The sequence below is a fragment of the Burkholderia arboris genome (genome assembly GCF_902499125.1).
GTDB lineage: Bacteria > Pseudomonadota > Gammaproteobacteria > Burkholderiales > Burkholderiaceae > Burkholderia > Burkholderia arboris.
On sequence record NZ_CABVPX010000006.1, the window covers coordinates 124,771 to 151,705 of the forward strand.

At 68.5% G+C, this 26,935-nt stretch carries 23 protein-coding genes; 13 read left to right on the top strand and 10 right to left on the bottom strand.

The window, feature by feature from the left end; translation table 11 throughout:
* Position 1 precedes the first annotated feature (1 nt).
* From BLA15945_RS09650 to BLA15945_RS09665, 4 genes are all read right to left on the bottom strand, one after another.
* Positions 2-457: a (2Fe-2S)-binding protein gene (locus BLA15945_RS09650; RefSeq protein ID WP_048244466.1), complete on the bottom strand. Its 456-nt coding sequence runs from the start codon at positions 455-457 to the stop codon at positions 2-4.
* Between the two features lie 145 nt (positions 458-602).
* Positions 603-902 (bottom strand): putative quinol monooxygenase, encoded by a 300-nt coding sequence (locus tag BLA15945_RS09655; RefSeq protein ID WP_006482784.1) that lies wholly within the window; start codon positions 900-902, stop codon positions 603-605.
* A 98-nt stretch (positions 903-1,000) separates the two neighbouring features.
* Entirely contained in the window at positions 1,001-2,044 is a 1,044-nt protein-coding gene (locus BLA15945_RS09660) for an NADP-dependent oxidoreductase (protein ID WP_174992174.1), read from the bottom strand.
* Positions 2,045-2,279: 235 nt separating this feature from the next.
* Complete coding sequence (locus BLA15945_RS09665; RefSeq protein ID WP_059240561.1) at positions 2,280-2,900, bottom strand: TetR/AcrR family transcriptional regulator; 621 nt, start codon at positions 2,898-2,900, stop codon at positions 2,280-2,282.
* Between the two features lie 297 nt (positions 2,901-3,197).
* Here BLA15945_RS09665 and BLA15945_RS09670 point away from each other — a divergent pair, with 297 nt between their 5' ends.
* Entirely contained in the window at positions 3,198-4,769 is a 1,572-nt protein-coding gene (locus BLA15945_RS09670) for a hypothetical protein (RefSeq protein ID WP_174992175.1), read from the top strand.
* 111 nt (positions 4,770-4,880) lie between these two features.
* Here the strand turns inward: BLA15945_RS09670 and BLA15945_RS09675 are convergent, their stop codons facing one another.
* Positions 4,881-5,900, bottom strand: a complete 1,020-nt coding sequence (locus BLA15945_RS09675; RefSeq protein ID WP_174992262.1) for a DNA-binding protein — start codon at positions 5,898-5,900, stop codon at positions 4,881-4,883.
* A 182-nt stretch (positions 5,901-6,082) separates the two neighbouring features.
* Here BLA15945_RS09675 and BLA15945_RS09680 point away from each other — a divergent pair, with 182 nt between their 5' ends.
* From BLA15945_RS09680 to BLA15945_RS09705, 6 genes are all read left to right on the top strand, one after another.
* Complete coding sequence (locus tag BLA15945_RS09680; RefSeq protein ID WP_174992176.1) at positions 6,083-6,574, top strand: papain-like cysteine protease family protein; 492 nt, start codon at positions 6,083-6,085, stop codon at positions 6,572-6,574.
* 164 nt (positions 6,575-6,738) lie between these two features.
* Complete coding sequence (locus BLA15945_RS09685) at positions 6,739-8,193, top strand: sensor histidine kinase (protein WP_174992177.1); 1,455 nt, start codon at positions 6,739-6,741, stop codon at positions 8,191-8,193.
* On the top strand, positions 8,190-8,837 hold the full coding sequence (locus tag BLA15945_RS09690; protein ID WP_174992178.1) for a response regulator: 648 nt from the start codon (positions 8,190-8,192) through the stop codon (positions 8,835-8,837). The genes BLA15945_RS09685 and BLA15945_RS09690 overlap by 4 nt, the downstream gene beginning before the upstream one ends.
* A 215-nt stretch (positions 8,838-9,052) precedes the next feature.
* Complete coding sequence (locus BLA15945_RS09695) at positions 9,053-9,424, top strand: DUF4156 domain-containing protein (protein ID WP_174992179.1); 372 nt, start codon at positions 9,053-9,055, stop codon at positions 9,422-9,424.
* Between the two features lies 1 nt (position 9,425).
* Complete coding sequence (locus tag BLA15945_RS09700) at positions 9,426-10,907, top strand: S41 family peptidase (RefSeq protein ID WP_174992180.1); 1,482 nt, start codon at positions 9,426-9,428, stop codon at positions 10,905-10,907.
* 118 nt (positions 10,908-11,025) lie between these two features.
* Positions 11,026-11,691: a cation diffusion facilitator family transporter gene (locus BLA15945_RS09705; protein WP_174992181.1), complete on the top strand. Its 666-nt coding sequence runs from the start codon at positions 11,026-11,028 to the stop codon at positions 11,689-11,691.
* 207 nt (positions 11,692-11,898) lie between these two features.
* On the opposite strand, the gene BLA15945_RS09710 is transcribed toward BLA15945_RS09705, so the two are convergent.
* Positions 11,899-13,089, bottom strand: a complete 1,191-nt coding sequence (locus tag BLA15945_RS09710) for a helix-turn-helix transcriptional regulator (RefSeq protein WP_059240569.1) — start codon at positions 13,087-13,089, stop codon at positions 11,899-11,901.
* A 280-nt stretch (positions 13,090-13,369) separates the two neighbouring features.
* Between BLA15945_RS09710 and BLA15945_RS09715 the strand changes: the two genes are divergently transcribed.
* The 3 genes from BLA15945_RS09715 (at position 13,370) to BLA15945_RS09725 (ending at position 16,917) form a co-directional block, all read left to right on the top strand.
* Positions 13,370-14,308 carry an alpha/beta hydrolase gene (locus BLA15945_RS09715; RefSeq protein WP_174992182.1) on the top strand — a complete coding sequence of 313 codons (939 nt, stop codon included), beginning with the start codon at positions 13,370-13,372 and terminating at the stop codon, positions 14,306-14,308.
* Entirely contained in the window at positions 14,305-15,429 is a 1,125-nt protein-coding gene (gene ribBA, locus BLA15945_RS09720; protein ID WP_174992183.1) for a bifunctional 3,4-dihydroxy-2-butanone-4-phosphate synthase/GTP cyclohydrolase II, read from the top strand. Before BLA15945_RS09715 ends, ribBA begins: the two co-directional genes overlap by 4 nt.
* A 252-nt stretch (positions 15,430-15,681) precedes the next feature.
* A complete protein-coding gene (locus BLA15945_RS09725; protein ID WP_174992184.1) occupies positions 15,682-16,917 on the top strand; it encodes an NADH:flavin oxidoreductase in 1,236 nt (411 codons plus the stop codon).
* 38 nt (positions 16,918-16,955) lie between these two features.
* On the opposite strand, the gene BLA15945_RS09730 is transcribed toward BLA15945_RS09725, so the two are convergent.
* Positions 16,956-18,083 carry a 4-hydroxyphenylpyruvate dioxygenase family protein gene (locus BLA15945_RS09730; RefSeq protein WP_174992185.1) on the bottom strand — a complete coding sequence of 376 codons (1,128 nt, stop codon included), beginning with the start codon at positions 18,081-18,083 and terminating at the stop codon, positions 16,956-16,958.
* Positions 18,084-18,440: 357 nt separating this feature from the next.
* On the opposite strand from BLA15945_RS09730, the gene shiA reads away from it, so the two are divergent.
* Positions 18,441-19,748: a shikimate transporter gene (gene shiA / locus BLA15945_RS09735; protein WP_174992186.1), complete on the top strand. Its 1,308-nt coding sequence runs from the start codon at positions 18,441-18,443 to the stop codon at positions 19,746-19,748.
* A gap of 204 nt (positions 19,749-19,952) precedes the next feature.
* The gene (locus BLA15945_RS09740) at positions 19,953-21,254 is read left to right on the top strand and encodes a UDP-N-acetylglucosamine 1-carboxyvinyltransferase (protein ID WP_059240575.1); all 1,302 of its coding nucleotides are present in this window, start codon (positions 19,953-19,955) and stop codon (positions 21,252-21,254) included.
* Between the two features lie 88 nt (positions 21,255-21,342).
* Here the strand turns inward: BLA15945_RS09740 and BLA15945_RS09745 are convergent, their stop codons facing one another.
* The gene (locus BLA15945_RS09745; protein WP_174992187.1) at positions 21,343-21,957 is read right to left on the bottom strand and encodes a hypothetical protein; all 615 of its coding nucleotides are present in this window, start codon (positions 21,955-21,957) and stop codon (positions 21,343-21,345) included.
* A 115-nt stretch (positions 21,958-22,072) separates the two neighbouring features.
* Between BLA15945_RS09745 and BLA15945_RS09750 the strand changes: the two genes are divergently transcribed.
* Positions 22,073-22,843: an IclR family transcriptional regulator domain-containing protein gene (locus tag BLA15945_RS09750; RefSeq protein ID WP_059240577.1), complete on the top strand. Its 771-nt coding sequence runs from the start codon at positions 22,073-22,075 to the stop codon at positions 22,841-22,843.
* A gap of 24 nt (positions 22,844-22,867) precedes the next feature.
* Here BLA15945_RS09750 and BLA15945_RS09755 read toward each other — a convergent pair whose 3' ends face one another.
* Both BLA15945_RS09755 and BLA15945_RS09760 read right to left on the bottom strand, forming a co-directional pair.
* On the bottom strand, positions 22,868-25,168 hold the full coding sequence (locus BLA15945_RS09755) for an ATP-dependent DNA helicase (protein ID WP_174992188.1): 2,301 nt from the start codon (positions 25,166-25,168) through the stop codon (positions 22,868-22,870).
* A complete protein-coding gene (locus tag BLA15945_RS09760) occupies positions 25,165-26,859 on the bottom strand; it encodes a VRR-NUC domain-containing protein (protein WP_174992189.1) in 1,695 nt (564 codons plus the stop codon). The genes BLA15945_RS09755 and BLA15945_RS09760 overlap by 4 nt, the downstream gene beginning before the upstream one ends.
* Between the last annotated feature and the right edge of the window lie 76 nt (positions 26,860-26,935).

Consider the following 26,935-nt stretch of genomic DNA (forward strand, 5'->3'; position numbering starts at 1 on the left):
GTCAGGCCCCCTTCGCGGCTTGCTTCACCGCCGCGCGAATCCGGTTGTACGTGCCGCAGCGGCAGATGTTGCCGGCCATCGCCGCATCGATGTCGGCATCGCTCGGGTTCGGGTTCGACGCGATCAGCGCCGTGGCGGCCATCACCTGCCCCGACTGGCAGTAGCCGCATTGAACGACGTCGAGCTCGCGCCACGCCTGCTGGACCTTGTGGCCGGCCGGCGTCGCGCCGACGGCTTCGATCGTCGTGATCTTGCGGCCCGCGACGGCTGCGACCGGCAGCACGCATGAACGCGCGGCGACACCGTCGAGATGCACGGTGCACGCGCCGCATTGCGCAATCCCGCAGCCGAACTTGGTGCCGGTGAGGCCGACGACGTCGCGCAGCACCCAGAGCAAGGGCATGTCGTCGGGGGCGTCGACCGTGCGGGTTTCGCCGTTGATGTTGAGGGTGACCATTCAGCCTCCGGGCCGGTGTATTGGGGAAGCGGCGCGAGCGATGCGCTGCGCCGTGTCGTCGTCGTCATCGCCGGTGCGTCGTGCGCAACGGGTGCCGTGCAGCCCGGGTGGGGCGAGCCGCGGCGGTGGTGTTGCTACTACGTCCTTACTCTGCCACGTCGATGCCCGACAGCACCTTGATGACGGGCGGCGCCGTGAACCAGTCGGCCGACTTCGTGCGGAATTCGCCGAAATACGGGCTCGCGAGGTGCGCGTCGAATGCAGCCTGGTCGTCGTAGATCTCGTACAGGTGCAGGTTCGGCGAGCCGTCCTGCTCGCGGAACAGGTCGTAGCGCCGGTTGCCCGGCTCGGTGCGCGTCTTGGCGACCATGCTGCGCAGCTCGGCCTCGGCGGCCTGCGCGTGTTCGGGTTTCAGGAACAGGGAAGCAATTACGTGAAGCGCCATCGTGTCACTCCTTTCGAAACGGAATCGGGAAAGCCGCCCGCCGGTGTCGTGCGACGCCGGCGAGCGGCCATGTGTTGCGGCAAAGCGGTGCCGTCGTATCAGGCCAGTTCGTCCGGGCCCACGCGTACGACGACCTTGCCGAAATTCTTGCCGGCGAGCAAGCCGATCAGCGCTTCCGGCGCGTCGGCCAGGTCAGGCACGACGTCCTCGAGCGTCTTCACCTTGCCCTGCGCGACCCATTCGCTCATTTCCTTCAGGAACGGTGCATAGCCGGTTGCATAGTGATCCAGAATGATGAAACCCTGCACGCGGATGCGCTTGCGAAGGATCGTCGACATCAGCAGCGGTACGCGGTCGGGGCCGGCCGGCAGTTCGGTGTCGTTGTAATGCGCAATGACGCCGCAGACCGGCACGCGCGCATGCTCGTTGAGCAACGGCCACACCGCGTCGAACACGGCGCCGCCGACGTTCTCGAAATAGACGTCGATCCCGTTCGGGCACGCCTCCTTCAGCTTCGCGGCGAACGCCGGATCGCGATGGTCGACGCACGCGTCGAAGCCGAGCGAGTCGGTCACGTACGCGCACTTGTCGGCGCCGCCCGCGACGCCGACCACGCGGCAGCCCTTCAGCTTCGCGATCTGGCCGACCACGGCGCCGACCGCGCCGCTCGCCGCCGCGACGACCACCGTTTCGCCGGCTTTCGGTTCGCCGATCTTCAGCAGCCCCGTGTACGCGGTGAAGCCCGGCATGCCGAGCACGCCGAGCGCGTACGACGGATGTGCGAAGTCGCGGCCGAGCGGGATCAGGTCGCGTCCGTCGGACAGCGCATAGTCCTGCCAGCCGGCTCCGGCGACCACGAGATCGCCTTCGCGGAACGCGGGCAGGTTCGACGACACGACACGGCTGACCGTGCCGCCGACCATCGACTGGCCGAGTTCGGCCGGCGGCGCATACGACGGCGCGTCGCTCATCCGGCCGCGCATGTACGGGTCGAGCGACAACCAGACCGTGCGCAGCAGCACCTGGCCGGCGCCGGGCGTCGGCACGGTGCTGGTTTCGGCGCGGAAGTTGCCCGGCGTCGGTGCGCCGACCGGGCGCGAAGTCAGGATGATCTGGCGGTTTGCGGTCTTGCTTTGCGGCATGTAAGCCTCCGTCAACAGGAATGAACGTGCTTCGTGGGCACGAACGGATCAGGGATGGACCAGCAGGAAGTGCGCGCCCGCGATAGCGGCAGCGGTCAGGCCGTCGTGGTCGCAAGCAGGCGGATGGAGCAATCGGGACAGCGTAACGCGGAGCAAGGCATTCGTCATTGATTGTCTGAGTAGACCAGTCGTCTAGAATCGGAGCAAAAACAAGGCGCGCCGATGCGCGCCCGGATTACGACTGCGCTCCGTTGTTTGCAACCGGTGGCAGGTTCAGCATGCGCCGCGTCTCGGCCATGGCCCTTTCCAGCGGTATGCGGGTGCGGTGAATTTTTTCCAGCAGCGTCGCGCCAAGCCACAGCTCGTACAGGATCGCGGCGGCGTGCGGCGGATCGTCGACCTGGCCGAGCGAGCCGTCGGCGAGCCCGGCTTCGATGCCGCCCGCAAGCCGCTCGATGATCTGGCTGGTGCCGCGCCGCAGTACCGCGCGCATCGCTTCCGACAGGTCCGACACTTCCGCGCCGAGTTTCACCGCGAGGCACTTGCCTTCGGGATCGTCCGCGCACTGCGTGTGCAGCCAGTTGCCCCAGTACGTCATCAGGCGCTCGGCGCCGGTGCCGGCCTGATGCTTGAGCAGGTTGTCGAGATGCGCGAGATACCCCTCGAAATACGATTCGAGCAGCGCTTCGCCGAATGCCTCTTTCGAGCCGAAGTAATGATAGAACGAGCCCTTCGGGATGCCCGCCGCGGCGAGAATCTCGTTCAGACCGACCGCCGAAAACCCCTTGTGGAGCATGATCGGCTTCGCGATATTCAGGATGTGCTGGCGGACTTCCGCGCCTGAAGATGCATTCATGATGGCGTATGATAGCAACGATTAGACCGGTCGTCTAGTAACGTCGAACCGGCATGTTGAGCGGCACTTTACCCGATCCCCGTCGCGCGCCCAATGGCCGGCCGGCAATCCCCTGCCCCGTTGCGTGCACGGCGTCACACGAGCGACTCGATTTCGTCGCAGGCGTTTCATCGATTTCCCGCTTAAATACGCCCGGCGCATGTGCCGGCGGTCGCAAAATGGCAACCGGCATTGCACACGTGTGCAATGCGCTGGAACGTCGTTGCCTCCTCTCGAACCCGTGACCAGGAACGCCCCATGACCGCTTCGAAACCCGCTCGCCCGCCTGCGCCGAACCGCCGGCGCTTCATCCAGCGCGGCGCCGCGCTGACCCTGTCGCCGCTCGTCGGTACGCTGGCCGCCTGTGGCGGCGACGGCAATACGACGTCTGCGTCGTCGTTTGCCGCAACCGGCGCCTCCAATACGTCCGCACGCAGCTTCGGCATTGCCGATCGCTCGATCACGATCAATGTCGTCAACGCGATCCCGTCGACGACGCTCGCGTTCGGCAGCGCGGCGAGCCAGAGCGGCTCGACGCCGCAGGCGTCGCAAGCCCTGATCGCGACCGGACAGTCGACGGCCGTCAGTGCCTCGAACAGCTGGGGCGATTGCACGGGATCGTTCAGCCTCGCCGGCGGCGACGCCTCGTTCGCGATTGCGTACACGCATCCGTTCGGCTCGCAGCCGACCACCGTCAGCGTCTCGCCGTCGGCCGGCTACGTCGCGGGCGCCGACGCCGCGACGTTTCCCGGTCACGACTCGGTCGCGAATCTCAACCTGTATCGCGGCGTCGCGACCGCGAACGGCGCATGGGTCGTCCCGCTCGCGCAGCTCGCGACGCCGCCGGCCAACAACGGCCAGGATTTCGCGAACAGCATGTTCGGCAGCAACGTGCGCACGGCCGCTGCCATCCAGTCCGCCTATCAGAGCACGGGCCCGCTCGGCTATGTGCCGCCCGCGGATTTCACGGGCGGCCAGCTCGCGGGCTTCGTCGCGCAATGGGTGCAGCGCTGGCAGAACGGCGCGTCGTACACCGTGCTGCCCGGCGCCGACGCGCAGCTGATCGATGCGCTGAAGCAGTATGTGTCGAGTGCGTCGAATGCCGGCCCGCTGACGATGTGGGTGCCGCAGATCGCGTGGCAGGCCGGCACGGACCCGGCGGTTTTCGCGTTGACGGGCTATCGCGCGTTTCCGTTCGTCGATGCGCAAGGCAACTGGATCGCGGCGACGGTGTCCGCGTTCCTGACGCTGCTGGCGGCCGGCTCGCACCTCGTCGCGATCAGCGCGACCAGCGACCTGCCGGCGGGCGTCACGATGCAGGCGTTCGACAGCTTCATGGGGGCGAGCGGGCTGGCGACGTCGACGGATATCGGCAACTCGCACTACGCTTCGGTCGTGAACACGACGGGCCGCTATTACCTGAGCGTCGGCAGCGATTTTGCGCCGGCGAACTGCGGGCTGATCCTGTCGTTCCTGTACGGGCGCACGGTGAACAACCTGCTCGCGGGCGCCGGTACGTACAACACGTTCATCCAGCTCGAAGGCTGGCAGGCCGGCGGCTCGCGTCACAACGCCGACTACGCGACCTATCAGCAGACGTTGTGGAACATCTCGACGTACGGCGCATCCGCGTACAGCGAGAAGCGCGCGACGTCGATCTTCCTCGCGCCGGCCGGCTGGACGCCGCAGGTCTATCAGACGACGCGGATGATGCCGTACGTCGGTGCGTATGCGCAGTCGAACGGTGCGCCGCAGGGCTGGTTGAATACGTCGCTCGTGACGATTCCGGCCGATGCGCCGCCGTTACCGTCGCGATATGTGACGAGCTGAGTTGAATCGGGCGTGCACGCGTTCAGGCGCGTGCCGTCGGGCCTGCTCACGGGCCGGCGTGCTCGTTCGGCGTGCGTCGATACGGGTCGGCGCACGCCTGCGGACCGATCGTCAGCGCGAGGCCTCGTCGGTGCGCTTTCTCGTGCGGGCCTTGCGGCCCTCGCGCTGGGCGGCCGGCGCCGTCTTGACGCCGCGCAGCGGCGCCCGGCGTGCGAGCACCGTCATCTCCCGCCTCAGCGCATCGAGCTCCTTGCCGCGCGCCGCATCGGTCGCCAGTGCGCCGTCGAGCTGCCCCTGAAGCACGCCGCATCGATGCAGGGCGTCGCCAAGTTGCGCCTGCAGCGCGGTCTGGTCCTTTCGCTGCTGCGCATCGCGTTGTTCGGTGCGCGACGTCGCTGCGTCGAGTTCCTTCTGCAACCGCGCGGCCGCGAGCCGCTCGCGATCGATTTCCTGCAGCGCCCGCTTCTCCGATGCACGCAAGCGCTCCTCGGCGCGGCCCGCATCGTCGCGCAGCCGGTCGAGCTGGGTACTGAAATCCGCGCGGGCCTGCGCGAGCGCGCGGTCGCCTTCCGCGTTGTCGGCCGTCACGCGTTCGATCTCTGCTTGCAGCGCTTGCCGCGATGCATCGTCGGCCGCCCTCGCCTGCTCCAGCTCCTGAATGCGGACCTGCGCGGCCAGCAACGCAGCCGTGCGTTGTTCCAGCGCGGTTTCGGTGCGGGCCAGTTCGGCCTGGAGCGTCGCGACTTCCGCGTGCGCGGTTGCCCGCGCGGCCTCGACTTCCGTACGCAGTGCATCGAGCGCGGCGGCCGCGGCGGCGCTCGACCGGTTCCACAATGCAGCGACCAGTTCGCCGGCCGCCGCCTGCAGATCGGCCGGCAGGTCGGGATGCTCGATCCGGACGCGGCTCTTTTCCCGCAGCTCGGCCCAGAACTCACCGAGGACGGCCGTCGGCGTGCTCATGCTGCCCTTGCGAACGAGCTGGTACAGGCGGTTGGCCGTGGGCGTGATACCGAACCGGAAGAACAGCAGCGCGCACGCTTCGCGATACAGCTCGCGCGTTTTCGGGAAATCGGCCTTGAGACGCTCGATTTCGGCGGTCAGGCGGGGTTCGTCGGCAGCGAGATCGGACATGGCGGGTTTCGTCGGGAATTTGATGAATAATATAACGTAAACCGTTAAATATCCAATCATTCGCTCGGTTGAATTTGACATTATTTCTATAATGTCGAGATTGATGGGGCGGCGATCGCAATGGTTGTCGTCACGCCCGGTTCTTCATACGCTTAGGAATCACGCCTGCCGGGAGACCCGAAATGGTGGACTTCAGATTGAACGTACCGATGGTCGATCAGAGCGGCGTAAAGAAGAGCAAATCAGGAACCAAAGCACTGAACAACGCCTGCTGGTATGCGGCGGCGTGCATGGTTTCGTACTTCCACCGCCCCGGGCCGCGTGTGGGCATACCGTCGCTCTGGCGCGCGGACCAGGGGCTTCCTCAGTCGAGGATCCCCGACTTGTGCGCGAACGAGGGACTCGTGCCGCTCTTTCAGCCGACGACCATTACGCCCGAATGGCTCGCCACGGTACTGACGAAATTCGGTCCGATCTGGGCCGCCGGGCACTTCCTGGACAGGCCTGACCAGACTGAAATCGGTCACGTGATCGTCATCACGGGGATCCAGCAACGCATCGTTCATTACAACGACCCGGAGGGGCCACCTCCGCGCACGATGCTTCTGGGGACGCTCGACACCGGACGGCACCGACCCGACGGACTGCTGGTGAAAGGGTCCCACCGATATTGAATGCACGGCGGGCGCCGAGCCGCCCGCCCGGCGCGAAACGCCCCTGCAGCCGCCCCCGAAAACCGTCAACATTGCGCCATTGAAAGCCGGTTGCGCTGCCCTGCCGTGTCGTCGGCATCCATCCGCTGCATCCGCCAGGAAAACAGAAGAACCAGGAGCCCGCGTTGCGCACATTCCGGATCGGCTTCCGTGGCTTGTTCGTCAAGCTCGTGCCGACGTTCATCGTCGTGGGGTTCGTCGCGATGGTGCTGTCGTCGGTACTGACGAGCGTGCTGTGGCGCACGCATGCCGAAAGCGACATCCGCCGCTTTCTCGGCAACCTCGACCGCCCTGCACTGGCCGGCGCGGCCGGCGCCGTCGACTGGCGCGACCCGGTCGCCTGCCGCGCCGCGGCCGACGCGATGTTCTGGCAGATCGCGCGAATCGGCGCACGCGACGTGATGGATTTCGCGCCGATGATGGGCTTCTTCGGCGCCGGCCGGCTGCAGGTGCGCATCGCGCGGCCGGATGGCGCGGGATGCGAGACGTCGCCGGCCGCGTCGCCGCTGTTGTCCGATGCGTTCGCGGCGACCCCGGCCGATTCCGCCGCACCCGACACGATGCTGCATCGCGACGGCGACTGGGCGATCGTCACGCGCGTCGCGCTGGCCGGCGGCGCGATCGCGCGGATCGGCGTGCATTACTGGCCGGGCTGGCAACTCCACTACGAGATCGCCGACGATGCATCGGCCTACGACCTGATGCGCACCGTGCTGTATCTCGGCGCGATGGGCGCGAGCTTTGCGGGACTGCTGGTTTGGTTGCTGGTGCGGCGCGTGCGGCGGATGACGGCCGCGGCCGACCGCTGGGCGGCCGGCGACCTGTCGGCGCGGATCGCCGATGCGTCGCGCGACGAGCTTGGCGCGCTGGCCGCGCATTTCAACCGGATGGCCGATGCGCTCGCGCGTGCATTCGGCACGCAGAAGGCGCTCGCGGTGTCGGTCGAGCGCACCCGCATCGCGCGCGATTTGCACGACACCGCGAAGCAGCGCAGCTTCGTGCTCGGCCTCAAGCTGACCGAACTGGAATACGAGGCGCAGCGCCACCCCGACTTGCTGCCGACCGTCGGCGCGGCGCGGCGCCTGGCCGATCATCTGCAGCAGGATCTCGACAACGTGGTGACCGGCTTCAGCCTGCCCGCGATCGCCGAGGACGGCCTGCACGCGGCCGTTTCGCACGCGGTGCACGACCTGCTGGCCGGTTCGGGCATCGACTGGTCGCTCGACCTGCCGGAAGCCGCGACGCGCGCGCTCGATGCCCATCCGGCAGCCGCGCACGAACTGCTGATGATCACGCACGAGGCAGCCGCGAATGCGCTGCGTCATAGCGGCTGCCGCCGGATCGACATCGCGTGCGAACCCGGCACTGCCGGGCGCGCATCGACCGGTTCGCTGCCGCGCTGGCGATGGGTCGTGCGCGACGACGGCAGCGGCTTCGATCCGGCCGCCGTGCCCGTCGGCATGGGGCTCGGCAACCTGCGCTGGCGCGCGGACGCGCTGCCCGGCGGCATGCTCGACATCGTGTCGGGCGCGGACGGCACGCGCGTGACCGTTCATTTCAATCCGATGGAGACGGCATGACCACCATCCTCATCGCCGACGATCATGCGGTCGTGCGCGAAGGCATCCGCGGACTGCTACGGCTCGATGCATCGTTCGAGATCGTCGCGGAAACGGACGACGGCGCATCGACGATCGAGCAGGTGCGCGCGCATCGCCCCGACGTGCTGTTGCTCGACCTGATGATGCCGGGCATGGGCCACGCGGGCGCGCCCGCCGTCATCCGCGCGATTCGCACGGCCAGCGGCGATACGCACATCATGGTGCTGACCTCGTCCGACGACGATGCGCTGGCGCTCGCCGCGATCGACGCCGGCGCCGATTCGTTCCTGCTGAAATCGATGCGCGGCGAGCGTCTGCTGCAGGCGATCCACGCGGCCGTCCACGGCGAACCGACGCTGCACCCGGGCATCGCGCAGCGCATGATCGGCGCATTGCGCAAGCCGCCGCGCAGCCCGTTCGCCGCGTTGACCGCGCGCGAGCTGGAAGTGCTGCGCTGCCTGGCCGAGGGCGGCAGCAATGCGCGCATCGCGACGACGCTCGGCATCACCGAAAAGACCGTCAAGACGCATCTCGGCAACGTGATGTCGAAGCTGCACCTGTCGGACCGCACGCAGGCCGTCGCGCTGGCATGGCGCGAAGGACTGATGTCGCCGAAATCCTGACAGCCGCCGGTTCGCCGGTTCGCCGGTTCGCCGGCTCTCGGTGGCGGCGAAACGCCAGCCGCCGTTCGCGCGCTCCCCGGCGGCGCTTGCCGCGTCTGCGACTTTGGTCGCATGCATTCCCCCGCAACGACAGGACCTTCGCCCGATGTGCGGCGCGGGTGGCGTCCCTAAAGTGACGCTGTCGCGCGATCGAGCGCATTCGTTACGGCGAAACCATGAGACCTGCCTGGCTGCTGTTCCTTCCTGTCGCGCTGGCGGCGTGCGCGTCGCCCGAGCCTTCCGCCGCCGGCCGCGACGTGCGCATCGTCATGCGCGATCCCGGCAGCGCCTGCCGTCATCTCGGCGACGTGACCGGCAGCCGCGGCAACTTCCTGATCGGCGGCTTCATCCCGGACGCGACGCTCGAGACCGGCGCGCGCAACGACCTGAAGAACCGGGCGGCCGAACTCGGCGGCAACGTCGTGGTGCTGCTCACGCAGCGCGGCGTGCAAAGCGGCAGCTTCGACGGCACCGACGGCGGCTACCTGCGGCAGACCGGCGTCACGCTGACCGGCAGCGTCTATCGCTGTCCGGGTACGGGAGCGTGACATGCGCCTCTTCGCGACCCTGATATGGAGCCTCGGCATTTCCGGCTGGCTGCCCGGCTGCGGCGGCGACGCCAACGAACCCGCCGTGCCGGGCGGCCTGCCGCCGGCGCCGCGCGAGAGGCTGCGCGCCGCGTTGCAGGACGACGCATTCGTGCCGCAGACGCACGGCATCTGGGCGCTCGCCGGCACCGGCGCCATCGCGGAGATTGGACCGCACGGCGCCGTCATCTACACCACGACGCGCACCGGCAACCTGTGCTGGCGCGATCCCGCGTACAACGCGAGCACGAAGGCGACTGCCGCCCTGATCGGGATGTATGCGCACTGGCGCGGCGACATGATCTTCACCGATTCGCCCGACGGGCTGCAACTGCATGCGCGCCCACTGGCCGCGCTGCCCGACGCGTGCCGCACGGCGGGCAGCGGCGCGTCGTCGCCGCTTGCGACTTACGACGCGGTCGCGGCCCTGCTGCTCGATTACTACTCGTTCGCGGCCGACTACGACATCGACTGGCCAGCACGCATCGCGCGGCTGCGTCCGCAGGCGGCCGCGGCCGGCAGCGACGCGGCGCTCGCGCCCGTGCTCGACGCGCTGCTCGCCGCACCGGTCGATGCGCATACCAGCATCGGCGACGAAAGCGATTCGTTCACGCTCGGCTGGCGCGACGAAAACGCGCCGCAGCAGACGTTTCGCCGGTTGCGCCACGCGTGGGCGCAGGAGGCGCCCGATACGCCGTTTCCGGCCTGGCTCGGCGTCTGGCATGCGCGCCAGACGCAGGCACGGCTCGGCTTGCTGCGCGCCGATGCGCGCGGCATCGAATTCGACGGCAGCGTGGTCTGGGGCGTGCTAGACGGCAATATCGGCTATCTCGCGATCGACCGGATGGGCGGCTTCGCGGGCGCTCCGATCACCGACATCGAACAGGATCGGGCCCGGCTGGCCGGCAAGCTCGATGCCGTGTTCGAGCGGCTCAAGGAGACGCGTGCGCTCGTGCTCGACCTCGCGTTCAACCAGGGCGGCGCGGCCGAGATCGCGCACGACATCGCCGCCCGCTTCGCCGACCGCAAGCGGCTCGCCTATACGCGTGCGCTGCCGCAGGCGGCCGGCGTCGCGCCGCAGCCGTTCCACGTCGAACCGGGCGGCGCCGTGCACTACGCTAAGCCGGTCGTCGTGCTGACGAGCGACGTCACCGTCAGCGCCGGTGAGTACCTCGTGCTGATGATGCGCACGCTGCCGCACGCGGTCCAGGCCGGACAGGCCACGCAGGGGGCGTTGTCCGGCGGCTTTGGCAAAGGGTTGCCGAACGGCTGGATGATGGGCATCGCCAATCATGTGACGCGCGATGCGGCCGGCGTGTCGTACGAAGCACGGGGAATCCGGCCCGACGTGGCATTCGACGTGATCCCGGACAATGCCTCGGAGTCGGGATATGTTCGCGCCGTGACGCGTGCCGCGATGCTTGCGGCACAGCGGGCGCGGTAACGCGCCGGCGCACGCGCAGCGTGGACCGGTCGCGCCGCATCCCTGGGCTGTCATGGATCTGCCACCGTCGACCGGTAGCGTTCGGGGCTGACCCACGCTATCGACAGACGAATCCGCCATGCAGCGCACGTCGCGCGCCACGCCCCACGTTTATGCGGCCACGTCCCGCGCCCTCGCCATCAGCCTCGCGGTCAACCTGTTGCTGCTTGCCGTCGAAACGGCCGCGGCATCGGCTGCGCATTCGTCGGGGCTGCTCGCGGACGTCGCGCATGCGGCGATCGACCTCGCGGCCGATGCGCTGATCCTCGTTGCCTGCCGGCTCGATGCCCGCCTGCCGCCGGAGCGGCGCCCGACCTACGAACCGCTCGCGCTCGCCGGTCTCGGCGCATTGCTCGCCGCGACCGGCGCGCAGATGATCTGGCAGGCGATGAGCCGCTTCGCGACGCCGCCCGTCGTGCAGCCGGGCGCGACGGCGCTCGCGCTCGTCGCCGTCGCGCTTGCCGGCAAGGCCGTGCTGTCGCACTGGATGCTGCGCAAGGCGCGCGAGACCGGTTCCGCGCTGCTCGAGGCGAGCGGCTGGCACGTGCGTACCGATGCGCTGTCGTCGTTGCTGGCGGCGCTCGCGATGAGTGCGGCGCTGGTCGGTTTCGGCCGCCTCGACGATCTGGCCGCGCTCGCGATCGGCGCGCTCGTGATCCGCACGGGCGCCGGTTTCATCCGGCGCGGCTGCGCGCAATGGCCGGCGTTGGCCGCATGGGCCGATCGCTCGACGCGCGGGTCGTGAACGCGGGCAGCATCGGCGTGCATTGAGCGCCGCTACCCGCTTCGGGTGACGCATCCGGGCGGCGCAGAATGAAGAAGAGGCTCGCGTTGCGCGAGCCTCTTTTGCGTGATGTCGTCACCGCCGTTCGGCGCAGGACGCATCGGCCGGTGTCGATGTATTGCCAGACGAATGCATCCCTGGCCGATCAGTCGGCATCGAGCCTGTGGCTTACCCGAGCGGCACGACACTCCCGAGCAGGATCCGCACGAGCGTCGCCTGACGCGTGACGCCCGTCTTCGAGAAGATCGCGCGCAAGTGGGTGCGCGCCGTGTTCTTGCTGATCCCCGATTCCTCGGCCGCTTCCTCGAGCGTCAGCCCGTTCGTCAGCAGCAGCGCGAGCGACGTCTCGGCCGGGGTCAGGTCGAACAGCTTGCGGATGATCTCCTGCGCCCCCTGCGGCTTGCGGTCGGGGTCGCGCAGGAACAGCGTGACGGCCGGCCGCCGCTTGTTGTCTTCCGACCAGTCGGACAGCAGCACCGTGCGCACCAGCAGACCCAGGCGCGGCTTGTCGAAGCTGCGCGTGATCGGCATCGCCTCGACGGTTGCCGCGGCCGTGCCGTGGTGACCCATCACCGCATGGCGGATCAGCCGCTTCAGCGTGCGGTTCTCCTGCGCGTCGGTCGCCTCGATCGTGCCGCGCGCAATCGTCAGACCGTTGTTCTGCTTGAGGATCTCGTCGGCGACGCTGTTCATGTCGATGATCGTGCCGTTCTCGTCGAGCGCGATCGTGCCGACCTGCATGCGGTCGATCGCATTCGCGTAGATCGAGCGTTCGACCTCGGCCGAATCGAGCCGCGAATGCAGTTCCACCGCGCGCTTCAGGTGCGGTAGCAGCAGCGCGCAGATCGCCTTGTCGCGCGCGGAGAACTGCTTCGACGCGTGGTTGCGGCAGACGCGGAACCGGCATTCGACGCCCGACGGCGTGCGCAGGTCCGCGCCGAGGATATAGCGCACGTCCTGCGGCTTCAGGAACTGCTTGTACAGTTCGCTCGACAGCCAGCCCGTGTCGCCGAACACGTCGTCGACCGTGACCACGCGATCGGCCGGCAGGCCGACGAACGGGTCGAGCGAATAGTAGTAGTTGTTGTACGACGCCTCGCCGTCGCCCGGCACGACCGGGCCGAATTCCGAGGCGTGCACGGACAGCGGCGCGCGGCGATCGCTCGCGGCCGCGCGCAGGATCAGCGTCACGTAGTTCGCCTGCAGCCAGCGACGGACGAGCTCGAGCGCACCGGCCCACGGCGGCGTCTCCAGCGGCCCCTGGTAAATGCGTGCCATCAGCTCGCTGAAATCCGCGACGCCGATATCGGCCTCGTCACTTGTTGCCTGGCTCTCTTGCGGAGCCCATCTCGTCTCCATCAGCACGCTCCATCCTCCATACGACATGTTTCCGGTGCGACCACCCGCGCCGCCATGATTAAGACGCGTCTAAATTCCGGCGTCATCGGGAGATTCACTGAATGGTGAGAATTGGTCATTCGCGCAGACGAACCATCGTCCAATCGGATGATGTGGCGCCCTGCCTGCTGCGCTGGAATGCCCGTCAGGCCGTGCCGGCAAGCATCCGGCGCGGACTCAGGGAAAACCGCGACACGGGTTTACCTGATTCAGACCGCTTCCGATTCAGACAGGAGTTCCCATGCCGCTCGACCCTCAGGCGCAGGCGCTGCTTGCCGCATTCGCCCAGGCCCCCGCGATCGATTTCGCGCAGCTCACCGTTCCCGCGTACCGCGCGAGTCTCGCCGCGGGCGGCGCCTTCGCGCCCGGCGACGCCATTGCCGCCGAAGAGGACTGGCAGATCCCGGCATCGGGCCGCCCGTTGTCCGCACGGCTGTATCGGCCCGACGCCGACGGACCCTTGCCGCTGACCGTGTTCTTCCACGGCGGCGGCTTCGTGTCGTGCGGCATCGATTCGCACGCGAACCTGTGCCGCAGCCTCGCGCGGCGCGCGCGTACGCTCGTGCTGTCGGTCGACTACCGGCTCGCGCCCGAAGCACGCTTCCCGGCCGCCGCACACGACGCATGCGACGCCGTGCGCTGGGCGGCGGCCAGTGCACGCGATCTCGGCGCGCGTGCCGGTGCGGTGGCCGTGGCGGGCGACAGTGCGGGCGGCAATCTCGCGGCGGTCGCCGCGCTGCAACTGCGCGACTCGGGCGTCGCGATCGCTCACCAGTTGCTGTTGTATCCGGTCGTCGATTGCGCGACCGAGCATCCTTCGTACGAATCGCTCGGCGACGGCTTTTTCCTGACGGCCGACATGATGCGCTGGTTCAAGCATCACTACTTCGACGACGGCGCCGATCGCGCGTCGCCGCTCGCCAGCCCGCTCGCCACGCCGGACGTCGCGGGCGTTGCTCCGGCGACGATCGTCAGCGCCGAATTCGATCCACTGCGCGACGAGGCCGAAGCGTATGCGCTGCGCCTCGCGCAGGCCGGCACACCGGTGACCCTGGTGCGCTGGCCGGGCCAGTTGCACGGTTTCGCGAGCATGCTCGGCGCCGTCGACGCGGCCGATCGCGTGCTGACGTTCGGCGCCGCCGCGCTGCGCCGCGCGTTCGACGCCACGGAGTCGCAATGACGCTCGCCAGCACGCTGGAGATCGTCGACGAGCTTCGTGCGGGCCGCATGGTCCTGCTCGTCGACGAAGAGGATCGCGAGAATGAAGGCGATCTCGTGATCGCCGCCGATCACGTGACGCCCGACGCGATCAATTTCATGGCGCGCTTCGGGCGCGGGCTGATCTGCCTGACGCTGACCGCCGAGCGCTGCGAGCAACTTCGGCTGCCGCAGATGGCCGATCACAACGGCACGCCGTTCGGCACCGCGTTCACCGTCAGCATCGAGGCGGCCGAAGGCGTGACGACCGGCATTTCGGCGGCCGATCGTGCGCATACGATCCGCGCGGCGGTGCGGGAAGGCGCGCGCCCCGACGATCTCGTGCAGCCCGGCCACGTGTTCCCGATCGCCGCGCGCCCGGGCGGCGTGCTCGTGCGTGCGGGTCACACGGAAGCCGGCTGCGATCTCGCGGCGCTGGCCGGGCTCACGCCGGCGTCGGTGATCTGCGAAGTGATGAACGACGACGGCACGATGGCGCGCCTGCCGGAGCTGAAGACGTTCGCCGCGCATCACGGGCTGAAGATCGGCACGATCGCCGACCTGATCCACTACCGCCGCGAGCACGAATCGCTCGTCGAGCGCGTCGGTGAGCGGCCGCTGCATACGCCGTGGGGGCGGTTTCGCGCGATCGAGTATCGCGACGCGGTGCACGGCGCACCGCATCTCGCGCTCGTGCGCGGCGAACCCGATCCCGCGACGCCCGTGCTGACGCGCGTGCACGAATGCCATTCGTTGCTCGACCTGCTCGACGCGGAGCCGTCCGCGCATTCGTGGCCGTTGCACGCGGCGCTGCAGCGCATCGACGCGGCCGGTTGCGGGGTGGCGGTGCTGCTCGATTGCGACATGCGCGGCGACGCGATGCGGGTGCCATCCGGCACGGTGCGCCGCGACGGGCGCGTGACGGGGATCGGATCGCAGATCCTGCGCGACGTCGGCGTGCGGCGGCTGAACGTGCTGTCGAGCCCGTTCCGGCTGCCGGCGCTGTCGGGGCACGACCTGGAGATCATGGCGTTCATCCCGCTCGGGGACGACGATCCGGAAAGCGCACGGGGCGGGCACGGGAGTCCGCTGCGGGCCGCTTGATGCGTCGATGCACGGGCGTCGCGCGCGACGCCTGATGCGGGATGGTCGGCCGGGTGGACGCTCGACAGGCTATCGTTTGTTTTCGCGAAATGCCGCCTCGGGTCGGTATTTCGCCGACGCATGCCGACGTTCATGTCCGGCGGGATGCCGGCTTGCCGCCGTCCCGCGCCATGACTCATCCACCCGGACGATGCGAGCCCGCACCACCGCCCCACAATGGTCGCCGTGCCCATTGCCGACGCCCGCGCCCTCATGGAATCTGCCGACCTCACGACCGCATTCAGCCCGCTGCAGATCGGCCCGCTGACGCTGCGCAACCGCCTGATCAAGTCCGCCACCAACGAAGGCATGACGCCGAACGGCGTGCCGTCGCGTGCGCTCGTCGGCTTTCATGAGCGCATTGCCGAAGGCGGCGCCGCGCTGACCACCGTCGCGTACTGCGCGGTCAGCGACGATGGCCGCACGTTCGTCGACCAGGCACGGCTCGACGTGCCGACGGTCCGCCAATTTCGCGCGCTGACCGATGCCGTTCATCGCCACGGTGCGGCCGCTTCCGCGCAGATCACGCACGGCGGCTGCTTCACGTTCCTGCCGTCGCTGTCGACGAAACGGCCGTTGAGCGCGTCGGGCGGCTTCAACAAGGTCGGCGTGATGAGCGGCCGTTTCCTGAAACAGGCGATGACGCGTGACCAGATGACGACGATCGCCGGCGAATTCGCGCAGGCGGCCCGGCATGCACGTGACGCCGGCTTCGACGCGGTCGAGATCCACATGGGGCATGGCTACCTGCTGAGCCAGTTCCTGTCACCGCTGTATAACCGCCGCCGCGATGCATACGGCGGCGACGCGGCGAGCCGGGCAGCGTTCCCGGTCGAGGTGCTGCGCCGCGTGCTCGACGCGGTGGGTCGAGATCTCGCGGTGGTCTGCAAGATCGGCGTGACCGAAGGCGTGCGCGGCGGTGGCACGGCCGACGACGCATGCGAGATCGCGCGGCGCCTCGAAGCGGAAGGTGCGCACTTGCTGGTGCTGAGCGGTGGAATGAATGTCGAATCGGTGTGGCAACTGTTCGGCAGCCCGTTGCCCGGCGACGCGCGTGCGAATGCCGACAACGCGATCGTGCGGGCCGCGATGACGCTGCAGAAGCTCACCGAACCGAAGATGGGCGCATTTCGCGAGATGTATTTCCTCGAGCATTCGAAGCAGGTGCGCGCGGCCGTCAGGATGCCGCTCGCGTATCTCGGCGGCGTGCGTTCGCGCGACAACGTCGAACGGGCGATGCGTGAAGGGTTCGACGCGGTCGCGCTCGCGCGTGCGCTCGTGTTCGAACCGGGTTTCGTCAACGGACTGCGCGACGGCAGGCTCGTGCAATCGGGCTGCACGTCGTGCAACCGCTGCGTCGTGTCGATGTACACGCCCGGCGGCACCGCGTGCGTGCTGCGCGAGCCGAACGACCCCGCGCCGAACCGCGTGCCGGCCGCCGGCGCTTGACGTCTGGATGCGACGCGTAACGCGGGCGCCGTGACCGCTCAGCCGGCGTCGCGCGCGCGGGCGAGCGCCGCGAGGTTGCCTTCCCCGAACCCGTGGTGCCCCTTGCGCTGCACGATCTCGAAGAAGATCTCGCCGGGCAGCCGTTTGACGAAGGTCTGGAAGAACAGCCTCGGCACGCCGTCGCTGCCGATTTCGCCGTCGACCAGCACCGCGCGGCGGCGCAGTGCGTCGAGATCGAGGCCGTGCCCCGGCAGCCGCGCATCGACGTCGTCGTAATAGCGTGCCGGCGGCTCGATGAATTCGACGCCGTTCGCGCGCAGCGCATCGACGCACGACAGGATGTCGTCGGTGGCCAGCGCGACGTGCTGCACGCCTTCACCCGGGTGATCGGGCAGGTATGCGTGCATCAGCTCGGTGCGCCGCGTGCCTTCCTCGTAGACCGGAATCCGCACTGCGCCGCACGGCGACACCATCACGCGCGATTCCTCCGACACATGCCAGTGCGCATCGATTTCGTGGATCTCGCGAAAATGCAGCAGGTCGTGGTAGAAATCCAGCCACTCCTGCATGCGCCCCGCGCCGACGGTTTGCGTGAAGTGGTCGACCTGCTGCAGGCCGACGCCCACGCAGTCGAGGTCGGTATGCGCGGTCGCGATGTCGATCGGCCGGAAATCGATGTCGAAGATCGAGATGTCGCCGACGCCGCCGCGCTGGCCGTCCCGCCCGCGCCAGCGGTCGACGAAATAGAGGTGCGAATCGCCGATGCCCTGGATCGCCGGGATCTTCAGCTCCCCGACACCCACTTTTTCGCCCTCGAACGCCCACGCGCCGAGCTCGATCGCCCGTTCGAACGCGCGCCGGGCGCTCGCCACGCGCAGCCCGATCGCACAGACGCCCATCCCGTATTCCTCCGCGTAGCGCGCGGCGAACGAATCGGGCTCGGCGTTGATCAGGAAATGCATCTGCCCCTGCCGGTACAGCGTGACGTTCTTGCTGACGTGCCGTGCGATCGCCTTGAACCCGAGTTGCCCGAAGCGCTGGGCCAGCGCTTCCGGCACGGGCGCCGCGAATTCGACGAATTCGAGGCCGGCCATCCCGAGCGGATTGGCGGCCGGATCGGCGACGGGCGGCGTATCGCTGGACAGGGGGTGGGAATTGCCGGGCATTCCAGTCTCCGGGGACAGGCGGTCGATGGGGAAGGCGCCCGTCGCGTGCGGCATGCGCGGCCGACGGGGCGACCGCGCATCCGCCCCGAACGGGCGAATTGTCGATGCTGCAGATTTTAACCAGATCGTTCACGGCGGCACACCCTGGCCGAACGGGATATCGTCGCGCCGCCTAGTGCAAACCCGGAAAGCGTTCGATAATCGCACGAACTTGAACGATAATCGCGCATTTTGTCCGATTGGCCAATTGCCGCCGTGCGGCGCGCGCCCTATTCTCCGTTCACCCATCGACTTCAATGCAGCATCGGACGCGGCGCCGCCACGATTCCACGATGCGCCGTGCCAGGAGACACCGCCATGACCCCAACCTTCGACACCCTCGACGCCGCCGCCGGCGCCCGCGCGCGCAGCCAGGCCCGCAAGGCCGCGATCGGCAGCTTCGTCGGCGCCGTCGTCGACTGGTACGACTTCCTGCTGTACGGGATCGTCGCCGCGCTCGTATTCAATTCCGAGTTCTTTCCGAAAGTCAGCCCCACGATGGGCACGCTCGCGGCATTCGCGACGTTCGGCGTCGGCTTCCTGTTCCGGCCGCTCGGCGGCGTCGTGTTCGGCCACTACGGCGACCGGCTCGGCCGCAAGCGGATGCTCGTGCTGACCGTGATGCTGATGGGGCTGTCGACGGTCGCGATCGGCCTGCTGCCGGCGTTCTCGACGATCGGCTGGTGGGCGCCGGTGCTGCTGGTGCTGATGCGCGCGATCCAGGGTTTCGCGGTCGGCGGCGAATGGGGCGGCGCGGCGCTGATGGCCGTCGAGAGCGCGCCGAAGCAGAAGAAGGCGTTCTACAGCAGCGGCGTGCAGGTCGGCTACGGTGTCGGGCTCGTCCTGGCCACCGGCATCGTATCGATCCTGAGCCACACGCTCGGCGAGGCCGCGTTCAAGTCGTGGGGCTGGCGCCTGCCCTTCGTGTTCAGCATCGTGCTGGTGCTGATCGGGCTGTGGGTGCGCAAGAACATGGACGAGTCGCAGGAGTTCGTCGAGAAGGTCGAGCACGGCAACCGCAAGCTGCGCCTGCCGGTGCTGGAAGCGCTGACGCGCCATCCGAAGGCGTTCCTGCTGATCATCGCGCTGCGGCTCGCCGAACTGTTCACGATGTATATCGTCACCGCGTTCGCGCTCAGCTATTCGACGACGAACCTCGGCATGTCGCGCGACCTGTTCCTGAACATCGGCCTGCTGGTCGGCGCGGTGAGCTGCGTGACGATCCCGTGTTTCGCGTGGCTGGCCGACCGCTACGGCCTGCGCCGCATCTACCTGATCGGCGCGGTGATCGGCGTCGCGTCCGCGGTGCCGTTCTTCGTCGCGCTGGAAGCGCGGTCGATCGCGTGGATCGTGATCTTCTCGATCCTGCTGGCGAACGCCGCGCACGACATGGTCGTGAGCGTCCAGCAGCCGCTGTTCACCGAGCTGTTCGGCGCCGAATACCGCTACAGCGGCGCGGGCGTCGGCTACCAGTTCGCGAGCGTCGTCGGCGGCGGGTTCACGCCGTTCATCGCGGTCGGCCTCGTCAGCCTGGCGGGCGGGTCGTGGCACTTCGTCGCCGGTTATCTCGCGGTGGGCTGCCTGATCTCGCTGGCGGTCGCCGCACGGATGCGCGCGGCGCAGTGACGGAATGAGCGCGTGGCCGGCCCGACTCGCGGCCGGCCCATTCTCCACGCCGGCAGGCAATCGACCTGCTGCAGCGCAGGGGCGACGTCAAACACTGTCAATCGCACGCCCCCGATCCCCCTTTTCCCCTCTGAACATTCCACGCCGCCGGCCGACCAATGGCATCATATGGGCCTACGTCAGTCACCGATACGCCCCCATATCATGTCGAATCTCATCGTCCACGGCGGCACTCCGCTGCGCGGGGACATCAAGCCGTCCGCGAACAAGAACGCCGTCCTGCCGATTCTGTGCGCCACCCTGTTGACCGATCAGCCGCTGCGCCTCATCGGCGTGCCGGACATCACCGACGTGCGCAAGATCCTCGACATCTTCCGCACGCTCGGCAGCGATGTGTCGGTCGACTTCACGACGGGTTTGCTCGAACTCCACCATCGCAACACGAAGTTCGATCCGGCCGTCCACCGGCTGCCCGAGGCGATGCGCTCGTCGATCATGCTGATTCCGCCGCTGCTCGCGCGTTTCGGCGTCGCGCGCCTCGAGAACGACGTGAAAGGCTGCACGCTCGGCGTGCGCGAAATCGACCCGCACGTCGAGGTGTTCGAGCGTTTCGGCGCGCACATCGAGCGCACGCCCGATTCGCTGATCGTCCGTACCGACGGCCCGCTGACGGCCAACGATCACTGGTTCGACTACGCATCGGTGACGACTACCGAGAACTTCGCGCTGTGCGCGACGACCGCGAGCGGCACGTCGACGCTGATGAACGCGGCGTCCGAGCCGCACGTGCAGGAGTTCTGCCAGTTTCTCGCGATGATCGGCGTCACGATCGAGGGGATCGGCACGTCGCGGCTGTGCGTGACGGGCGGCGGCAAGCTCGGCGGCGGCGAGTTCCGCTTCGCCGAGGATTTCCACGAGATCGCGACGTTCCTCGCGCTCGGCGCGATCACCGGCGGCGACATCACCGTGCGTAACTCGTCGCCCGAACATTTCCCGCTGATCGACCGCACGTTCGCGAAGTTCGGCGTCAACGTCACGCACAGCGACGGCTGGTCGCGTGCGGAACGCGACGGCCCGCTGCGCGTGCGCCGGCCGTTCACGCAGAACATCCTGACCAAGGTCGAAGCGGCGCCGTGGCCGTACCTGCCGGTCGATCTGCTGCCGATCTTCATCGCGCTCGGCGTGCGCGCGGAAGGCAGCGCGATGTTCTGGAACAAGGTCTACGACGGCGCGCTCGGCTGGTCCGGCGAACTGTCGAAGTTCGGCGCGCACGTGCTGCTGTCCGATCCGCACCGGTTGATCACGTTCGGCGGGCTGCAACTGACGCCCGCACGCGTCGAAAGCCCGTACATCATCCGTGTCGCGATCGCGCTGCTGATGGTGGCCGCGAGCATCGAAGGCCGTTCGGAAATCATGAATGCGCTGCCGATCCGCCGCGCGCATCCGCATTTCGTCGAAAACCTGCGTTCGGTCGGTGCGAACGTCGAGTGGACGAGCAGCGAGTAAATCCCTGACGGGGCCGCGCACGTGACGCAAGCGTCGCATGGCGCCCCCGCAATCGGCCGGCCATTGCGCCGGCCGCTCCTCTCCCGCGTTACCCGCCCTCCCCGCAATCGACATCACCGGCGCCCATGTGGTCGAACCCGTAAAGCATCACGGCCGTCGTGCCGCGTGCGGGGTTGCTCGGGCGTTTCGCGAGGCTTTCATCGAGCGCGTCCGACGGATACTGGACGCTCGTATCCATTACGTTGCCCGGCTGCGACCGCAGTTCCGCTTCGGTCAGCTTGCTCCCCTCCGCGCGCGGCAGCCCGAACGCCTTGCGCACCTCTGCCGCGTTCCACGTTCCCTTCAGCGTGACCGTGACCATCTGCAGCTCGCCATGCTCCCAGCTCAGGTCGACCTTCGTCGCGAGCGGATGCACGCTGGCCGCGAGCCGGTCGGGGAACGCCGGGCCTTCGTAGTACGCCTTCGTGTTCTTGCACGCGTCGCCGGTGTTCCGGTACTTCTTCAGCGCGCAATTGAAGCGCTTGTCACGATAGCCGAGCGCAGTTTCGACGTAGCAGCCGAACCGGGGCGACGTCATGCGCGGCCACGCACGGATGTCGACGGCCGGTTTGGGGAGTGTTGCGCCGGTAGTCGCAGGGTTCGCCGCGGCAAGCAGCGGCACGGCCGCGACGAGCACGGCCAGGGCGGATTCTCGGATTGTCATTGTTCTGTTCCAGTCGGACCGGCGATTCTAGCGCGGCTTCGCCAGCGTGGTTGATCTGCGCGATAATCGCCCGATTCTGCGCGTTCACCGCACACCAGCCTTCAGCGACCTGACGATGAAAAAGCCCGATCTCGACCGACGCGACTGGATTGCCGGCCTCGAAAAAGGCCTGATGATCCTGGAAGCCTTCGACAGCCAGCACGCGCGCATGACGCCCACGCAGGCCGCCGCGCGCACCGGCCTCACGCGCACGGCCGCGCGGCGCTACCTGCTGACGCTCGAATCGCTCGGCTACGTGTACACCGACGGCAAGCTGTACGGCCTCACGCCGCGCGTGCTGCGGGTCGGCTGGTCGTACTTCGATTCGGCGCGGCTGCCGCGCACGGTCCAGCCCTATCTGCAGCAACTGAGCGCGTCGCTGAACGAATCGGCGTACGTGAGCGTGCTCGACGGCTGGGAACTGGTGTTCATCGCACGCAACGGCGTGTCGCGGGTGATGACGACGGGCTTCGTGCTCGGCGCGCGCGTGCCGGCGCCGCTCACGTCGCCCGGTGTCGTGCTGCTCGCCCATCATCCCGATCGCGAAGCCGTGCGCGCGTGGCTCGACGACACCGAACTGCCGCCGTTCACGCCGCACACGATCACCAACAAGGCGCGCCTGCTCGAACAGGTCGACCAGGCGCGCGACGCCGGTTTCGCGGCGATCGAACAGCAATTGCAGGTCGGCGTGCGCGGGATCGCGGTGCCGCTGAAGAACCGTCACGGCGAAGTGGTCGCCGCGCTGAGCACGAACATGCCGATCGGCGCGGAGACGGCCGACGCGGCCGTGCGGCGTGTGCTGCCACATTTGCAGGAAGCCGCGCTCGCGATGCTCAACGTGCTGTAGCGGCAGGCGGCCTCGCCTTGACCGTCACCCGATTCGCCACCATCGCGGCAGCAGGTCGCGCACTTCGCGCCTTCGGTAACGGTCGTCGATCAGGTGCACGACGCCTTCGTCATGCTCGGTGCGGATCACGCGCCCGGCAGCCTGCACGACCTTCTGCAAGCCCGGATACAGGTACATGTAGTCGTAACCGTTGCCGAAGCGCGCCTCCATCGCTTGCCGCATCTGCTCGTTGACGTCGTTGACCTGCGGCAGCCCGAGCGTCGCGATGAAGGCGCCGATCAGCCGTTCGCCGACCAGGTCCACACCTTCCGAAAACGCCCCGCCCAGCACCGCGAAGCCGACGCCCCGCCCGCCTGCGTCGAAGCGCGCGAGAAACGCGTCGCGCTCGCTTTCGGCCATGCCGGGCGCCTGCGCCCACACGGGCACCTCCGGATGGCGCGTCTGCATCAGCGCAACCACGCGCCCGAGGTAGTCGAAGCTGCTCAGGAAACCGAGGTAGTTGCCGGGCCGTGTCGCGTATTGCGCCGCGATCAGGTCGGCGATCGGTTCGAGCGACCGGTCGCGGTCGCGCCAGCGCGTCGACACGTGGCTCGCGACGCGTACCGTCAGTTGCTCGGCGCGGAACGGCCCGTCGACGTCGAGCCAGCCCGTATCGCCGGGCAGCCCGAGCGTGTCGCGGTAGAAATGGAACGGGCTCAGCGTGCCCGAGAACAGCACGGTCGCGCGCGCGGCGTCGTAGCGCGGCGCCAGGAAGCCGGCAGGGATCACGTTGCGCACGCACAGCGTCGACTGGACGCGGCGGCGTCGATGCGCCGATACGACCCCGTCGAGCGCCGGTTGGCGCGGCATCGGCTCGCCATGCAGGGTTGTGTCGAAGATCGAGGCGCTGTCGAAGGCTTCGGCGAGCACGCCGAACTGGATCGCCTCGAAATGAAACCGCAGCAGCGCGTCGCCGTTCGCGCGCGGCGCGTCGGTCAGGTGTTCGCCGATCGCCGCGACGAGGTTCTGCACGGCCGACACGATCGGGCCCGGGACATCGGGATAGGCCGCATAGCGCTCGGTCTGCGCGCGATTGACCGTGCCCCACGCGCGGGCGAGCCGGTCGAATGCCTTGCGCAGCGCCGTCGGCGCGGCTTCGCGTGCGGCCGCGAACGCGAACGGATCGAGCGACGCGCTGTACATCTTGCGCGCGCGGTCGAGCAGGTTGTGCGCTTCGTCGACGAGCACGCCGACGCGCCACTGGTTCTGCTGCGCGAGCGTATGCAGCATCGCGCTGCCGTCGTAGTAGTAGTTGTAGTCGCCGATCGCCATGTCCGACCAGCGCGCGAGTTCCTGGGACAGGTAGTACGGACAGACGTCGTGCGCGAGCGCGGCCTCACGCACGGTATCGCGATCGAGCAGCCCGGCCTCGATCGCCGCATCGCGCGCGGCGGGCAGCCGGTCGTAGAAGCCTTTCGCGAGCGGACACGATTCGCCGTGGCACGCGCTGTCCGGATGCTCGCACGCCTTGTCGCGCGCGACGAGTTCCAGCACGCGCAACGGCAGCGCGGGCGTGCCGGCGCCGAGCGTCGCCGCCGCTTCGAGTGCGAGCGCGCGGCCGGGCGTTTTCGCGGTCAGGAAGAACACGTGGTCGAGCTCGCCCTCGCCGCACGCCTTCAGCATCGGAAACACGGTGCCGAGCGTCTTGCCGATGCCGGTCGGCGCTTGCGCCATCAGGCAGTGTTCGTCGCGTGCGGCGCGATAGACCGAGACCGCCAGTTCGCGCTGGCCGCTGCGGAACCGCCCGTGCGGAAACGCGAGCGCGCGCAGCGCCGCATCGCGCGCCGCGCGATGGGCCGTCTCGCGCTCGGCCCAGCCGACGAAGCACGCGCACTGCTCGGCGAAGAACGTCGCGAGCGTGCCGGCATCCAGCGTTTCCGTCAGCTTGGTCTCGCGTTCGGACACGATGTCGAAATACACGAGCGCGACGTCGATTTCCTTGAGGCCGCGCGCGTCGCACATCAGGTGCGCATAGACCTTCGCCTGTGCCCAGTGCAGCGCGCGGTGGTTGTCCGGCATCGCGTCGAGGCTGCCGCGGTAGGTCTTGATTTCCTCGAGACGGTTCGCGACCGGATCGTAGCCGTCCGCGCGGCCGCGCACGGTGAGCGTGCCCCACGTGCCCGTCAGCGCGATTTCGGTTTCGTAGCGCGCGCCGCGCTTCGACGTGACCGCGCCGTGGCCGGCGATGCCTTCGAGCGCCGTGGGCGCGGGCGTGAAGCGCAGGTCGAGATCGCCGCGCCGCGCGGTGAACTCGCACATCGCCCGCACCGCGACGACGTAGCTCATGCGGACAGCCCTGCCGCTTCGGCGTACGCGACGCCCTCGCCGGCCCACTCGACATCGACGACGCGCACCGGCATGCCGTGTGCGATGCAATACGCGAGCCAGCGCGTCTGGTTGTCCTGCAGGCGGTCGCCGGGCCCTTTGACCTCGATCAGCTCGTAGCGGCGTTCGCCGGGCCAGAAGCGGACGAGATCGGGCAGCCCCGAACGGTTGCTGCGGATATCGGCGAGCAGGCGCGTGAACCACAGCCGCAGGTGCTCGGGCGGCAGGCACGCGAGCGCTTCGTCGAGCAGCGCGTCGGTCAGCACGCCCCAGAACACGAACGGCGATTGCAGCCCCGCCTTCGTCGCGAAATGGCGGCGGATCGTGTCGCGGTACGCGCCCGAATCGAGCTGCGCGAAGCATGCGTCGAATGCAGCCGCCCGGCGCGCGCCGAAATCGGGCGCGTGCAGGTCGGCCGGGCCGCGCTGGAACGGGTGGAAAAACGCGCCGGGCACGGCCGCGAACACGGGCTCCCAGCACAGCAGCCCGAACAGCGAGTTGATCAGCGTGTTTTCGACGTAATGGACCGGCGAAGCGGGCTCCGCGAGATGGTCACGCACCGCGAATTCGACGCTGACGAACGCGTCGGGACGGGCGAGCACGAGCGTCTCGCGCGGCACGTCGGCCGCTGCGGCCGCGCGTTCGACGCGCTGGCCTGCGCGGCGCTGCAGACGCGGCAGCATGCGCTCGACGCGCTGGCGTTCCTCGTCGCTCTCGAAACCGGCGCGTGCATCGAGCGCCAGCGCGAGCGCCTCGTCGTCGCGCCCGCCGCGTTCGAGTACGCGGATGCGCCGGTGGCGGCTGCCGGGCCACGCGCTGCGCGCGTACGCGTCGAGCGCGGCATCCCAGTCGGCACGGCGCTCGCAGGTCTGCCCGAGCGCGAACAGCAGCTTCGCACGGCGCGTCGCGAGCCACGGCTGTGCGCAGCCGGCCGCGTCGATCGCGCGCATCAGGTCGTCGAACGGCAGATCGTCGGGCCACACGTCGAGCGCGTCGCGGCACATCTGCAGCGCAAGATACGCGTCGACGTCGCCACGCTGCTGGAACGCGCGCGACGACGGCGCGATCGGCACGCTTTCGTACTGGAACACGCCGAGATCGGCAAGCACGAACTCGCTCCAGTCCTGATGCAGATTGCCGAAGAACATCAGCCGCAGCCGGTCGCACAGCGCGCCGACCGTCACGCGCAGCACGCGGTCGCCGGCCTGCGCGCACCACGCGTCGAGCGGCTGCGCGGTGTCGTGCGCGGGCCGCAGCCGCTCGAGCCATTCGGGCTTGCGCTCGCCCGCATGCGCGGCGAGCGCCGGGAAGATGCGCAGCAGGTCGGCCTTGGTCGACAGCGCGAACAATTCGTCGAGCGTGAGTGCGGGCGCCGGGTCGACCCAGCCGAGTTCGACGAGCGGCGCGGCCGCGTCGAGCGTGCAGCCGATTTCGTCGTACACGAGCTTGCTGGCGCGGAAGTCGGACCCGTTGCGCATCAGCATCCGCACGAGCAGCGCGCGCGACGCCTGCGGCAAGGTCGCGAACTGCCGGACGAACGCGTGCTCGTGCGCGTCGAACAGGTCGTCGTAACGCTCGCCGAGCCAGGCCAGCGCGCGTTCGAAATTGGTCAGGTAGTAAAACGCCGGGGGCGTCGGCGAGGCAGGCGTCACGGAAATCGATCACTGTACATTTGTACAGGTTCGAATCATATCAAATGTGACGGCAGATGCCGTGTGCGGCATCTGC

Excerpts from the sequence above, each read along its gene's own strand:
- BLA15945_RS09650 (WP_048244466.1), bottom strand. The coding sequence starts at position 457 with ATGGTCACCCTCAACATCAACGGCGAAACCCGCACGGTCGACGCCCCC.
- BLA15945_RS09655 (WP_006482784.1), bottom strand. The coding sequence starts at position 902 with ATGGCGCTTCACGTAATTGCTTCCCTGTTCCTGAAACCCGAACACGCG.
- BLA15945_RS09660 (WP_174992174.1), bottom strand. The coding sequence starts at position 2,044 with ATGCCGCAAAGCAAGACCGCAAACCGCCAGATCATCCTGACTTCGCGC.
- BLA15945_RS09665 (WP_059240561.1), bottom strand. The coding sequence starts at position 2,900 with ATGAATGCATCTTCAGGCGCGGAAGTCCGCCAGCACATCCTGAATATC.
- BLA15945_RS09670 (WP_174992175.1), top strand. The coding sequence starts at position 3,198 with ATGACCGCTTCGAAACCCGCTCGCCCGCCTGCGCCGAACCGCCGGCGC.
- BLA15945_RS09675 (WP_174992262.1), bottom strand. The coding sequence starts at position 5,900 with ATGTCCGATCTCGCTGCCGACGAACCCCGCCTGACCGCCGAAATCGAG.
- BLA15945_RS09680 (WP_174992176.1), top strand. The coding sequence starts at position 6,083 with ATGGTGGACTTCAGATTGAACGTACCGATGGTCGATCAGAGCGGCGTA.
- BLA15945_RS09690 (WP_174992178.1), top strand. The coding sequence starts at position 8,190 with ATGACCACCATCCTCATCGCCGACGATCATGCGGTCGTGCGCGAAGGC.
- BLA15945_RS09695 (WP_174992179.1), top strand. The coding sequence starts at position 9,053 with ATGAGACCTGCCTGGCTGCTGTTCCTTCCTGTCGCGCTGGCGGCGTGC.
- BLA15945_RS09700 (WP_174992180.1), top strand. The coding sequence starts at position 9,426 with ATGCGCCTCTTCGCGACCCTGATATGGAGCCTCGGCATTTCCGGCTGG.
- BLA15945_RS09705 (WP_174992181.1), top strand. The coding sequence starts at position 11,026 with ATGCAGCGCACGTCGCGCGCCACGCCCCACGTTTATGCGGCCACGTCC.
- BLA15945_RS09710 (WP_059240569.1), bottom strand. The coding sequence starts at position 13,089 with ATGGAGACGAGATGGGCTCCGCAAGAGAGCCAGGCAACAAGTGACGAG.
- BLA15945_RS09715 (WP_174992182.1), top strand. The coding sequence starts at position 13,370 with ATGCCGCTCGACCCTCAGGCGCAGGCGCTGCTTGCCGCATTCGCCCAG.
- ribBA (WP_174992183.1), top strand. The coding sequence starts at position 14,305 with ATGACGCTCGCCAGCACGCTGGAGATCGTCGACGAGCTTCGTGCGGGC.
- BLA15945_RS09725 (WP_174992184.1), top strand. The coding sequence starts at position 15,682 with ATGGAATCTGCCGACCTCACGACCGCATTCAGCCCGCTGCAGATCGGC.
- BLA15945_RS09730 (WP_174992185.1), bottom strand. The coding sequence starts at position 18,083 with ATGCCCGGCAATTCCCACCCCCTGTCCAGCGATACGCCGCCCGTCGCC.
- shiA (WP_174992186.1), top strand. The coding sequence starts at position 18,441 with ATGACCCCAACCTTCGACACCCTCGACGCCGCCGCCGGCGCCCGCGCG.
- BLA15945_RS09740 (WP_059240575.1), top strand. The coding sequence starts at position 19,953 with ATGTCGAATCTCATCGTCCACGGCGGCACTCCGCTGCGCGGGGACATC.
- BLA15945_RS09745 (WP_174992187.1), bottom strand. The coding sequence starts at position 21,957 with ATGACAATCCGAGAATCCGCCCTGGCCGTGCTCGTCGCGGCCGTGCCG.
- BLA15945_RS09750 (WP_059240577.1), top strand. The coding sequence starts at position 22,073 with ATGAAAAAGCCCGATCTCGACCGACGCGACTGGATTGCCGGCCTCGAA.
- BLA15945_RS09755 (WP_174992188.1), bottom strand. The coding sequence starts at position 25,168 with ATGAGCTACGTCGTCGCGGTGCGGGCGATGTGCGAGTTCACCGCGCGG.